Below are 11943 nucleotides of genomic sequence, written 5' to 3'. Positions count from 1 at the left end.
CTCTCTGCGCGTTTGAAAGTCTCGCGGCGCGTTCCGGGTGTCAAATGATGCCGACATCGCGTAAGCAGAAGGTAAGGACCTTACCTCCCGGCGTGAAAGTGTGGCTGCCTGTGTCCGCGGACTCACCCTCCGAACCGTTCCCGCGCGGTCACGTCCTGCTGGCGCCCGACCGGTTCCGCGGCGCCCTCACGGCGGCGGAGGCGGCGCGGCACCTGGCCGCCGGGCTGCGCCGGACGCGGCCGGACGTCCCGGTCGTGCAGCTCCCGGTGGCCGACGGCGGCGACGGCACCGTCGACGCCGCCGTCGCGGCGGGCTGGCGGCGGATCGAGGCGGAGGTGTGCGGCCCGGTCGGACGGCCCGTCGCCGCGTCCCTCGCGCTCGCCGGGGACGTCGCGGTGGTCGAGCTGGCCGAGGCGTCCGGCGTGCGGCGGCTCCCCGGCGGGCGGCCCCGCCCGCTCGCGGCGACCAGCGTCGGGACGGGCCAGCTGATCGGGCACGCGCTGCGGCGCGGCGCCCGCCGCATCGTGCTGGGGCTCGGCTCCGCCGCGTGCGCCGACGGCGGCGCCGGGCTGGTGCGCGGGCTCGGCGGGCGGCTGCTCGACTCCGCCGGCCGGGAGCTGCCGCCCGGCGGCGCCGCGCTGCGCTCGCTGCACGCCCTCGACCTGCGCGGCCTGCCCGACCTGTCGGGCGTCGAGGTGGTCGCGGCCTGCGGCCCGGCGGGCCCGCTGCTGGGCCGCGGCGGCACGGCGGCCGTGCACGGGACGCGCGGCGGCGCGGGCCGCGAGGAGGTCCTGGCGCTGGACGCGGGCCTGCGCCGCTGGGCCGACCTCGCCGAGGCGGCGACCCGCCGGACGGTCCGCGACCTGCCGGGCGCCGGGGCCGGGGGCGGCGTCGGGTTCGCCGCGCTGGCCTTCCTCGGCGCGACGATCGCGCCCGGTCCCGGCGTGCTGCTCGACGTCTTCGGCTTCGCGGAGCGGGCCCGCGCCGCACATCTGGTCGTCACCGGGGAAGGGGTCCTCGACACCCGCTCGCTGCGCGGCGGGGCGCCGGTCGGCGTCGCGCGGGCGGCGGCGCGGGCGGGCGTCCCGGTCGTCGCGGTCGCCGGGCGGCGCGGCCTCACCGGCGAGCAGCTCCGCAAGGCCCGCATCCAGGCCGTCTACACGCTCGAGGACCTCGAACCCGACACCGAGCGCCGCGTCCGCCGGGCCGGGCCGCTGCTGGAGCAGCTGACGGTCGCGATCGCCGACGAGTGGCTCCCGCCGGTGCGCCGCCCGGGCGACCGGACGGGCCCCTGACCGGGCGGCCGAACGGGGGACCGGGCAGGCGGCCGGGCGGGGGCCGCCGGTCCCGCACGTCCCGGTTTACACCGTGTCACCGAACGCGCCGATGTGCTGCCACGCTGCGCGTGGCGGGCGCGGACCGCGGGCATGACGCTTGAAACGTACGGACGTCAGCCCCCACAAGGAGCCTTCCGTGAAGATCGGCGTACCCCGCGAGATCAAGAACCACGAGTACCGCGTGGCCATCACCCCGGCGGGGGTCCACGAGCTCACCCGCCACGGCCACGAGGTGTTCGTCGAACGCGGCGCGGGCCTCGGCTCGGCGATCCCCGACGAGGACTACACCGCCGCGGGGGCCAAGATCCTCGACTCGGCCGACGAGGTCTGGGCCGAGGGCGACCTCGTCCTCAAGGTCAAGGAGCCGATCGCGCCCGAGTTCCACCGGATGCGCGAGGGCCAGGTCCTGTTCGCGTACCTGCACCTGGCCGCGTCCCGCGAGTGCACCGACGCCCTGCTGTCCGCGGGCGTCACCGCGATCGCCTACGAGACCGTCCAGCTCCCGGACCGCTCGCTGCCGCTGCTCGCCCCGATGTCGGAGGTCGCGGGGCGGCTCGCCCCGCAGGTCGGCGCCTACCACCTGATGGCGTCCAACGGCGGGCGGGGCGTGCTGCCGGGCGGCGTGCCCGGCACGGCGCCCGCGAAGGTCGTGGTGATCGGCGGCGGGGTGTCCGGGCTGAACGCCGCGCAGATCGCCGCGGGCATGGGCGCGGACGTCACCGTCCTCGACGTCGACGTGGACCGGCTCCGCCGCATCGACGCGGTCTACCGGGGCCGGGTGCGGACCCTGGTGTCGAACGCCCTCGCCGTCGAGCAGCAGGTCCGCGCCGCCGACCTGGTGATCGGCGCGGTGCTGATCCCCGGCGCGAAGGCGCCGACGCTGGTCTCGAACGAGCTCGTCGCCGGGATGAAGACGGGGTCGGCGCTCGTCGACATCGCGATCGACCAGGGCGGCTGCTTCGCCGACTCGCGCCCCACCACCCACGACGCCCCGGCCTACCGGGTGCACGACTCGACGTTCTACTGCGTGGCGAACATGCCGGGGTCGGTGCCCAACACCTCGACCTACGCCCTCACCGGCGTGACGCTCCCGTACGCCGTCGCGATCGCCGAGCGCGGCTGGCGCGGCGCGCTGCGCGCCGACGCGGCGCTGGCGCGCGGCCTCAGCACGCACGCGGGCGAGATCGTCTACGACCACGTCGGCGAGGCCCACGGGCTGCCGTGGATCCCGCCGTCGTCCGTCCTCGACTAGCGGGGGCCCGCGCCTAGAGTGGGGCGCATGGGACAGCTGATCATCGTGCGGCACGGCGAGACCGAATGGAGCCGCGCCCGCCGGCACACGGGGCGCACCGACCTCCCGCTGACGGCGCGGGGCGAGGAGCAGGCCCGCGCGCTGCGCGCGCCGCTCGCCCGCCGCGCGATCGTCCGCACGCTGGTCAGCCCGGCGGAGCGGGCCCGCCGCACCGCCGAGCTGGCGGGGCTGCCGATGGACGGCCCGGCCGGCGGCGTCGACGCCGACCTGTGGGAGTGGGACTACGGCGGCTACGAGGGGATCACCTCCGCCCGCATCCGGGAGGACCGGCCCGGCTGGTACCTGTGGGAGGACGGGGTGGTCCCGGGCGACGCCGACCACCCCGGCGAGTCCGTCGAGCAGGTGGGCGCGCGCGCAGACGCGGTTCTGGCGCGGGTACGCCCGCTTCTGGACGAGGGGGACGTCGCGCTCGTCGCGCACGGGCACTTCCTCCGCGTCCTGACCGCGCGGTGGCTCGGCCTGGAGCCGGCACTGGGACGCCTGTTCGCGCTCCAGACCGGAACGCTGTCGGAACTCGGCTCCGAGCACGGCCGTCCGGTCGTCTCGGCCTGGAACATCCCCCCGAACTAGCGCATAACATACCCCTGCGGGGGGTGTTGCTTCCCCGAGGTGCGAGGCCCAACCGATTGTGAGGACCGAGATGGCGACCAGCGAGGCCCCCACGCGCGGCTACACCGCCACCAAGGACCAGCTGCAGACCCGGCTCCGCCGGATCGAGGGCCAGGTGCGCGGCATCGAGCGCATGGTCGAGGACGACCGCTACTGCATCGACATCCTCACCCAGATCAGCGCCGTGCAGGCCGCCCTCGACAAGGTCGCGCTCGGGCTCCTCGACGGCCACGTCCGGCACTGCGTCGCCGAGGGCGCCGAGGAGGGCAAGGGCGACGCGATGTCGACCGAGCTGATGGCCGCCGTCGGCCGCCTGATGCGCCGCGGCTGACCGCCCGCCCGTCCGCGCGCGGGCGGTCAGGACGCGATCGTCCAGGTGCCCGCCTCGGTCTCGCGCTCCCGGGTGAGGCGCAGCGCGCGCCGCGCGTCCGGCGAGTACCGGTACCGCTCGGGCACCGCGCGCGTCGTCCGGTACAGGCTCTTCAGCGCGAGCGTGGCCGCCAGGTCGGACGTCGGCAGCCCGGGCAGCCCGTACATCCGGCGGGCCCAGCGCGGCAGCGTCGACACCGTCAGCGTCCCGACGGCGGGCGCGGCGAGCTTCAGCGGCAGCAGGTTGCGCGGGACGGCCGGGCTGAACATCCGCCGCAGGCCCAGGCGGGCCTCGTCGCACGCCCAGATGCGGCCGCGCATGTCGGCGTAGTAGTCCGCCATCTCCGCGACCGACGCGGGGACGTCCGCGGGGTCGAGGCCGACGACGGCCGCGGCCCGGCGCTGCTCGTCGACGAACCGGTCGGCGTCCCGGTCGCTCAGCGGCACGCCCGCGCGGCGGGCGACGTCGAGGTAGGAGTCGACCTCGCCCATGTGCACCCAGAGCAGGTTCTCCGGGTCGTCGATCGGGAACGGCTCGCCCGTCCGCATGTCGACGCCGGTCAGCTTGGAGTGCAGCTTGCGGACCCGGCGGCCGACCCGCTCGACGTCGTCCGCCGAGCCGTAGGTGCGGACGCGGACGAACTCGACCGTGCGGGCCAGCCGCCCCCAGGCGGCGTCGGCCTTCATCAGCTCGGAGTTCTGGGCGGTGCCCCACATCGTGCGCGGATGCAGCGACTGCAGCAGCAGCGCCCGGATCCCGCCGACGATCAGCACCGGTTCGCCCATCACCCGCCACGTGATCGAGCCCGGCCCGAACAGCCCGTCGTCGGCCCTCGGCCCGTGTGTCCCGTCGTCCACGGCGGCCCCCCTTCCCGCGCGCCGGAAACCGCGCGGCCCGCGTAACCGAAAACTTACCCGGGCATGGCGCGGGTCACACACGGCGGGGCCGCCCGGTCAGACCTCGTCCGCCTCGGCGTCGGCCTCGTCGGCCTCGGTCTGCTCGGCGATCCAGGCGAGGTAGTCCAGGCTTCCGGCCACCACCGGCGTCGCGATGATCTCGGGGGTGTCGTAGGAGTGCACGTCGGTGATCAGGGTGGCCAGTTCGTCGAACCGGTCGGCGGTGGTCTTGAACAGCACCATCCACTCCTCCGCCGACTCGATCTCGCCCTCCCACCAGTAGGTGCTGGCGATCGGCCCGACGAGCTGGGCGCACGCCGCGAACCGCTCGGCGACCGCCGACTTGGCCAGCTCGGCCGCCTCGGCCCGCGAGTCGGTGGTGGTCGTCACCTGAACGTAAGACTGCGCCATGGGACGACTCCTTCCCCCTCGCGGACCGGGCACGCGTTCGCGGACCCCACGCTATCGGGCCGGTCTGACGACCAGGGCGCTGCCGCCACCCCGCCGCTCGGGCTCGGCGACCGCCTGGACCAGCCCCGGCCGCAGGATCTCCAGCGCGTTCGCCGCGCCGATCACGCCCCGCGGCGGCCCGGCGAACAGCTCGAGCCCGTGCCCGCGGGCGCGGAGCGCGTCGCCGTACCGGTCGATGAACCCCTGCTCCGCGTGGACCGCCGGCGTGTTGCGCTGCGTGGCGCGCGGCGCGTTCAGCGCCGCGGGCAGGTCCATGCCGAGGTCGACGCGGTTGACGAGGATCTGCAGCACCGTCGTGATGATCGTGGAGCCGCCCGGGGAGCCGAGCGCGAGCCGCGGCCGGCCGTCCTCCAGCACGATCGTCGGGGCCATGCTGCTGCGCGGCCGCTTGTGCGGGCCGGGCAGGTTCGGGTCGGGCGCCGCGCCGGGGGCGGGCGGCGCGAACGAGAAGTCGGTGAGCTGGTTGTTCAGCAGGAAGCCGCGGCCGGGGACGGTGATCGCGCTGCCGCCGAACTGCTCGATCGACAGCGTGTAGGACGCGACGTTGCCCCACCGGTCGGAGACGACGAGGTGCGTGGTCTGCGGGCCCTCGCGGGTGAGGGCGCCGGGCGCGCCGCGCGCGGGCTCGCACGCCCCGTACCGTCCGTCCGGCGAACCGGGCGGGACGGGCGCGGCGGCGGCCTCGTCCGGCTTGATCAGGCACGCGCGCTCGCGGGCGAAGCCCTGCGACAGCAGCCCGCGGAGCGGGACGTCGACCCGGTCGGCGTCGCCCAGGTAGCGGCCGCGGTCGGCGTAGGCGAGCTTGGACGCCTCCAGGTAGAGGTGGAGCGCGTCGACCGGGCGGTCCGCGTCGAGGTCGAACTCCTCGAGGATGTTCAGCGCCTCGCCGACCGTGGACCCGCCCGACGACGGCGGCGGCATCCCGTACACGTCGAGGCCGCGGTACGACACGTGCGTCGGCTTGCGGAGCTTCGCGCGGTAGGCGTCCAGGTCGGCGGACCGCATCAGCCCGGGGCGGACGGTGCGGTCGGCACCGGGCGCGACGGGCGGGTCGGCGACCGTCCGCACGATCTCCCGGCCGAGGCGGCCCTCGTACAGCCAGTCGCCGCCGTGCCGGGCGAGCTCCCGGTAGGTGCCGGCGAGGTCGGGGTTGCGGAAGACCGAGCCGACTTCGGGGACCTTCCCGTCCGGCAGGAACAGCTCGCGGGTGGGGGCGATGTCGCGGAAGCGCTCCTCGTTCACGGCCGTCTGGTCGTGGAACTCCCGGTCGACGACGAAGCCCCGCTCGGCGACCTCGATCGCGGGCCGCAGCAGGTCGCGCAGCTTCCGCTTGCCGAACCGGTCGAGCGCCAGCTCCCACTGCGCGACCGTGCCGGGGACGCCGACGCCGAGCCCGCTGGTGACGGCCTCGGCGAACGGCAGCGGCTCGCCGGTCTCCGGGTCGATGAACGCGTCCTCGCGCATCGCCCCCGGCGCGGTCTCCCGGCCGTCGATGGAGTGGACGCGCCCGCTGCGGGCGTCGTAGTAGGTGATGAACCCGCCGCCGCCGATCGCCGCGACGTACGGCTCGGTGACGCCGAGGGTCGCCGCGGCGGCGACGGCCGCGTCCATGGCGGTGCCGCCGTGCTTCAGGACGTCCAGCGCCGTGCGGCTCGCGTACGGGTCGACCGTGGACACCGCGCCGCCGTGCCCGGTCGCGACCGGCCGCTTGTCCGGCGCCGCCGGGGGCCGGGACGGGCGGGCGGACGCCGGGGCGGTCAGGGCGGCCGACGCGGCGAGGGCCGCGGCGGCGGCGACCGCCGCGGCCGGGGCCGTCCGGCGGAACCGGCGCCCGCGCGGCCCGGCCCGTCCGGCGGACGGGCGGGCACCGGCCGGACGCGGCGCCGGCGGGTCGGACGAAGGCGGCTCGGACGAAGGCGGATGCGACGGGGAGCGGAACACCAGACCTCCTGAAGATCGCGGCGCCTCCACGGTGTCACCGATCTTCGCGGCGCGCCACCGTCCGCGCCGCCCCGCGGCCGGACGGCCGACACCGGCCGGTCCCCGCCCGTATTCGCTTTCCTCCGCACATATTGCGAATGGCGCATGCTGGAGCGCTCCCATTGAACCCGAATCGGTGTTCGCCCAGGGTGAGCGCGCCGCTGCGCCGCGCCAACGGGTCCCGAGTTTGGCAGGATTCGACAACAGCGACTGGGCATCGACCTTCGGGAAAACGTTGCGTTTTCGGCCATACCTGGTGAATTCTTAGGGACTTCATCGAGGCCACCGCGACCGGCGCCGTGGGGTCGGGTGCCGGGGGGGACCGCCTATGACCTGGGACATCCGCATGCGCACGAACATGTTCCGGCGCCTGCCCGTCGAGCAGGCGACCGGCCGGCTGTACGGCGGCCGGCACCGCCTCCGCGTGGTCTACCGGACCCGCGATCTCGTGGTGCTCGGCCTCGGCGTGATGATCGGTTCCGGCATTTTCAAGATCGCCGGAGAACAGGCGGCGGGCACGGCCGGCCCCGCCGTACTGGTGTCGTTCCTCATCGCCGGATTCGTGTGCCTGCTGGCCGCGCTCGCCTACGCCGAACTGTCGTCGATCATCCCGGTCGCGGGGAGCGCGTACTCCTTCAGCTACGTCGCGTTCGGCGAGGTGTGGGCCTGGGTCGTCGGGTGGGCGCTGCTGATGGAGCTGCTGCTCGCCGCGTCGGTGCTCGCCCGCGTCTGGTCCCTGTACGCGACGCAGGCGCTGCACGACTTCGGTGTCGCCGTCCCGTCCTGGCTCGGCGACCTGATCGGCCAGGAGAAGGGGCCCGACCTCTTCGCGTTCGGGATCCTGCTGCTGCTCGTGCTGATGCTCGCCACCGGCAGCAGGCTCGGCCTGCGCACGCTCTGGTTCATGGTGATGGCCAAGGTCGTCGTGATCGGCCTGGTGATCGTCGTCGCGCTGACGTACTTCGAGCCCGGCAACCTCACGCCGCTCGTCCCGCCCGCGCAGCCCGCCCCCGAGGACGGCCGGACGGTCCTGGACGCGCTGCTCGGCGCGCTCGGCGGCGGGACGCCGCACGTCTTCGGCGTCTGGGGCGTCCTCGCCGCCGCGCCCGCCATCGCGTTCGCCTACATCGGGTTCGACCTCATCGCGACCGCCTCGGAGGAGACCGACGACGCGCCCCGCAAGGTGCCGCGCGGCATCATCACCGCGCTCGTGTCCGCCGTCGTGCTGTACGCGGCGGTGGCCGTCGCGTTCGTCGCCATGGTCGGGATGGACGGCCTCGCCCGGCTCGACCGCGGCGGGCTGCTGCTCGCCGCCGCGTTCGACGCCGCCGGGTCGGGCGCGATGGCGCGGATCGTCGACGTCGGCGCGGTGCTGGCGCTCACCACCGTCACCCTGGTGCTGCTGATCAGCCTCACCCGGGTGATCTTCTCGATGTCGCGGGACGGGCTGCTGCCGCGCCCGCTGGCCGGGATGAGCCGGTACCGGGTGCCGTCCCGCGCGACGCTGCTCGCGGGCGGCGCGGCGATCGTCATGTCGCAGACCGTGGACGTCCTCACCCTCGAGCAGCTCGTGGTGCTCGGCACGCTGTTCGCGTTCCTGTTCGTCGCCGCGGCCGTCCCGACGCTGCGCCGCGCACGCCCCGACCTGCACCGCCCGTTCCGGGTGCCCGCCGCGCACCTGACGGCGGCGGTGACGATGGCCGCCATCGGCTGGCTGATGCTGAACCTCAACGTGCGGACGTGGGTGTACTTCGCCGTCTGGATGCTCGTCGGGCTCCTGCTGTACCTGGTGTACGGGCGCCGGAAGAGCGAGCTGAAGCTGCTGCTGGACGCGCCTCCGGCGGACCGCCCCGTCCTCGACGCGCCCCCGCCCGGCCCGCCCGGCCGGCCCGCCGGGCTGCCGCCCGGCGTCGAGCCCCTGGACGGGCCGCCGCCGGTCGGACCGCCGGTGGGGCAGCCGCTGTCCGCGCCGCCGCCGCGGCCCCCGGTCCCGGCGCCGGAGAGCCCGTACCCGACGGGCCGGTACTCGATGCGCCGCCCGGACGCGCCGCGCCCGCGCGACCCGCGGCGGACGTCGCCGGACCCGCCGGCGGACGGGGAGCGGGAGGAGCCGCCGCATCCCGGGGGCCGGCACCGCCGCTGACCCGCCTCCGCGTGGCCGCATCCGGACGCGCATTGACCGGGCCCGCGCGGCACGTTCATGATCTCGGCACTGCCGTCGATCATCCGGAGGTGGACGGTGCGTCTCCCCCGCGCCCTGCTCGCCGCGCTGAGCGCGCTCGTCCTGGCGGTCGCCGGGCTCGCCGCCCTGGCCGCGCCGCCCGCCGCCGCGCGGGCGGACGACGGATGCGACCCCATCGACCCGGCCGCGTGCCTGCTGCCGTTCCCCAACGACTGGTACACGGTGCCCGACCCGGGCACCCCGACCGGCCGCCGCGCGGACTTCCGGACGACGCTCCGCAACGCGCTCGGCGCGCCCGTCTCGCCGGAGGAGTGGAACCGGGCGGACGGCTTCTCCCCCGGCTCGATGCTGCTGAGCCGCGTGCCCGGCGTCGACCTCGCCCGCAGCGGCGCGGCCCCGGTCACCGGCATCGGCGCGTCGCTGGCCCCGGACGCGCCCATCGTCGTCATCGACACCGGCACCGGCGAGCGGTGGCCGTACTGGGCGGAGACGGACGCGAACGCCCCCGAGGACCGCCGCGCCCTGATCGTCCGTCCGGCGCGCAACTTCGTGGAGGGCCACCGCTATGTCGTGGCGCTGCGGAACCTGCGGGACGCCTCGGGCGCCCCGATCGCGCCGAACCCGGCGTTCCGCACGCTCCTCGGGCCCGACCTGCCGGGCGGCCATCCCCTGGACGAGCGCCAGCGGTCGCTGCGGCCCGTCCTGGACGACCTCGCCGCGCACGGCGTCGGCCGCGACGGGCTGTACCTCGCGTGGGACTTCACCGTCGCGAGCCGGCAGAGCCTCACCGGGCGGATGCTGCACATCCGCGACGACGCGCTCGGGCGCCTCGGCGACCGGTCGCCGTCCTTCCTGGTGACGCGGGTGCGCGAGGACGTGGACGAGCGGATCGCGCGGGAGGTCGAGGGCGTCGTGTGGGCGCCGAGCTACCTGGACCAGTACGGCGGGCTGCCCGGCTCGAAGTTCCGCTTGGGGTCCGACGGGCTCCCGGCCCGGCTGCCGGGCAACGACCAGGCCGTCCCGTTCCGGTGCGAGATCCCCCGGTCGGCGTTCGAGGAGCCCGCCCGCCCCGCCCTGTACGGGCACGGGCTGCTCGGGTCGCACGGCGAGGTCGGCGCGGGCAACGTCAAGGCGATGGCGGACGAGCACGGGTTCGTCTTCTGCGCGACGAAGTGGATCGGGATGGCCGACGAGGACGTCCCGAACGTGGTCTCGGCGCTCACCGACGTCACCCGCTTCCGGACGGTCGCCGACCGGCTCCAGCAGGGCATGCTGAACTTCGTCTTCCTGGGCCGCGCCATGACCCGCGGCTTCCCCGGCCACGACGCGTTCCGGGACGGCTCGGGCGCGTCCCTCATCGACCGGGGCGCGCCGCTCGCCTACGACGGCAACAGCCAGGGCGGGATCATGGGCGGCGCCCTCACCGCCGTGTCCCCCGACCTGCGCCGCGCCGTCCTCGGCGTCCCGGCGATGAACTACAGCACCATGCTGAACCGCAGTTCCGACTTCCCGCAGTACGCCCGCGTGTTCGACCTGTTCTACCCCGACAAGCTGGACCAGCAGATCGGGCTGGCGCTGATCCAGATGCTGTGGGACCGCGGCGAGGCGAACGGGTACGCGCAGCACATGACGGACGACCCGCTCCCGGGCACGCCCGCGCACCGGGTGCTGATGCACGTGGCGTTCGGCGACCACCAGGTGGCGAACGTCGCGTCGGACGTCCAGGCGCGGACGATCGGCGCGCGCGTCCACGCCCCGGCGCTGCGGCCCGGCCGCAGCCCGGACGACGCGCCCTACTGGGGCATCCCGACGTTCGGCGCGTCGCACGACGGCTCCGCCATGGTCGTCTGGGACAGCGGCACGCCCGCGCCGCCCACCTCGAACACGCCGCCGGAGGAGGGCAGCGATCCGCACTCGGACCCGCGGAACGACGCCGACGCCCGCCGGCAGAAGGCGGTCTTCCTCGAAACCGGCCGGGTCGTGGACGTCTGCGGCGGCGGCCCCTGCGTGATCACGCCCTGACGTCCGCGTCCCGGGCGAGGGCGGCCGCGTCCAGGACGAGGCGCGCGGGGAGCGCCGGGTCGTGCAGGGCGCCGAGGTGGCCGCGGCCCGGCCACAGGACGAGCCGCCCGTCGCGGCAGGCGCGCAGGAACGCCCGCTCGTGCGAGCGGAACGGGTCGCGGGTGCCGTTGGCGAGCCAGACGGGCCCGGGATAGGCGGCGAGCGCGGCGACCGGGTCGAACCCGCACACGGCCTCGACGGCCTGCGGGAACGCCGCGCTGGACAGCCCGCCCGCGAGCACCGCGCCGGCCGCCGGACCGGGCAGCGCCCTGCGGAACGCCAGGGCGCCCACCGCGTCGGCGTACGCGGGCCACCGCCCGGCGAGCCGGCCGGCGGTGCGGTAGACCGCGCGGCCGAACCCCTCCGGGCGGGTCGTGCAGCCCATCGCCACGAGCCCGGCGACCCGCCCGGGGTGGCGTGCGGCGGCGGCGATGCCGACGAAGCCGCCGAGCGACAGGCCCGCGACGAGGGCCCGGCCGCCGAGCCCGTCGACCGCCTCCGCGACGGCGTCCACGGCGCCGTCCATCGTGAACCGCTCCCCGCGCCGCCGGCCGTGTCCGGGCAGGTCGGGCGCGACGACCCGGTGCCGCTCGCGCAGCCGCTCCGCGAGCGGGCCCCACATCGTGCCGCTGACCCGGATCCCGTGCAGCAGCACCACGGGCACGTTCTCCGTCTCCATGCCGGGGAGCGTATTGCAACGCAACGTTGCGTTGCAATACGCTTCG

10 protein-coding genes are annotated in these 11943 nt (G+C 75.8%); 6 read left to right on the top strand and 4 right to left on the bottom strand.

Translation table 11 applies throughout. The annotated features are described in order from the left end of the window. The first annotated feature begins 110 nt into the window (after nt 1–110). The 4 genes from H505_RS0134940 to H505_RS0134925 all read left to right on the top strand — a co-directional run bounded on the left by H505_RS0134940 (nt 111) and on the right by H505_RS0134925 (nt 3589). Nucleotides 111–1295, top strand: coding sequence for a glycerate kinase (locus H505_RS0134940; RefSeq protein WP_051301506.1), 1185 nt, complete (start codon nt 111–113; stop codon nt 1293–1295). Nucleotides 1296–1473: 178 nt separating this feature from the next. Then, nucleotides 1474–2589: an alanine dehydrogenase gene (gene ald, locus H505_RS0134935; protein ID WP_026405648.1), complete on the top strand. Its 1116-nt coding sequence runs from the start codon at nt 1474–1476 to the stop codon at nt 2587–2589. A gap of 27 nt (nt 2590–2616) precedes the next feature. Beyond that, nucleotides 2617–3219 carry a histidine phosphatase family protein gene (locus H505_RS0134930; protein ID WP_026405647.1) on the top strand — a complete coding sequence of 201 codons (603 nt, stop codon included), beginning with the start codon at nt 2617–2619 and terminating at the stop codon, nt 3217–3219. A 70-nt stretch (nt 3220–3289) separates the two neighbouring features. Then, nucleotides 3290–3589, top strand: coding sequence for a metal-sensitive transcriptional regulator (locus H505_RS0134925; RefSeq protein ID WP_026405646.1), 300 nt, complete (start codon nt 3290–3292; stop codon nt 3587–3589). A 26-nt stretch (nt 3590–3615) separates the two neighbouring features. Here H505_RS0134925 and H505_RS0134920 read toward each other — a convergent pair whose 3' ends face one another. The 3 genes from H505_RS0134920 to ggt all read right to left on the bottom strand — a co-directional run bounded on the left by H505_RS0134920 (nt 3616) and on the right by ggt (nt 6936). Then, complete coding sequence (locus H505_RS0134920) at nt 3616–4485, bottom strand: oxygenase MpaB family protein (RefSeq protein WP_026405645.1); 870 nt, start codon at nt 4483–4485, stop codon at nt 3616–3618. A gap of 96 nt (nt 4486–4581) precedes the next feature. Further along, on the bottom strand, nt 4582–4935 hold the full coding sequence (gene cutA / locus H505_RS0134915) for a divalent-cation tolerance protein CutA (RefSeq protein ID WP_026405644.1): 354 nt from the start codon (nt 4933–4935) through the stop codon (nt 4582–4584). Between the two features lie 51 nt (nt 4936–4986). Further along, complete coding sequence (gene ggt / locus H505_RS46410) at nt 4987–6936, bottom strand: gamma-glutamyltransferase (protein WP_341849584.1); 1950 nt, start codon at nt 6934–6936, stop codon at nt 4987–4989. A 367-nt stretch (nt 6937–7303) separates the two neighbouring features. Here ggt and H505_RS46405 point away from each other — a divergent pair, with 367 nt between their 5' ends. Both H505_RS46405 and H505_RS0134900 read left to right on the top strand, forming a co-directional pair. Beyond that, on the top strand, nt 7304–9118 hold the full coding sequence (locus H505_RS46405) for an APC family permease (protein WP_064743773.1): 1815 nt from the start codon (nt 7304–7306) through the stop codon (nt 9116–9118). 96 nt (nt 9119–9214) lie between these two features. Further along, nucleotides 9215–11179, top strand: a complete 1965-nt coding sequence (locus tag H505_RS0134900; RefSeq protein WP_084551224.1) for a hypothetical protein — start codon at nt 9215–9217, stop codon at nt 11177–11179. Here the strand turns inward: H505_RS0134900 and H505_RS0134895 are convergent. Beyond that, nucleotides 11169–11897: an alpha/beta fold hydrolase gene (locus tag H505_RS0134895; protein ID WP_034521305.1), complete on the bottom strand. Its 729-nt coding sequence runs from the start codon at nt 11895–11897 to the stop codon at nt 11169–11171. The genes H505_RS0134900 and H505_RS0134895 overlap by 11 nt on opposite strands. Between the last annotated feature and the right edge of the window lie 46 nt (nt 11898–11943).

This window comes from Actinomadura rifamycini DSM 43936 (assembly GCF_000425065.1).
Classification (GTDB): domain Bacteria; phylum Actinomycetota; class Actinomycetes; order Streptosporangiales; family Streptosporangiaceae; genus Spirillospora; species Spirillospora rifamycini.
This window is presented reverse-complemented; position numbering and strand designations above follow the sequence as displayed.

Bases quoted from the DNA above. Each gene is read 5' to 3' on its own strand.
- H505_RS0134925 (WP_026405646.1), top strand. From the start codon at position 3,290: ATGGCGACCAGCGAGGCCCCCACGCGCGGCTACACCGCCACCAAGGAC.
- H505_RS0134930 (WP_026405647.1), top strand. From the start codon at position 2,617: ATGGGACAGCTGATCATCGTGCGGCACGGCGAGACCGAATGGAGCCGC.
- H505_RS0134895 (WP_034521305.1), bottom strand. From the start codon at position 11,897: ATGGAGACGGAGAACGTGCCCGTGGTGCTGCTGCACGGGATCCGGGTC.
- cutA (WP_026405644.1), bottom strand. From the start codon at position 4,935: ATGGCGCAGTCTTACGTTCAGGTGACGACCACCACCGACTCGCGGGCC.
- H505_RS46405 (WP_064743773.1), top strand. From the start codon at position 7,304: ATGACCTGGGACATCCGCATGCGCACGAACATGTTCCGGCGCCTGCCC.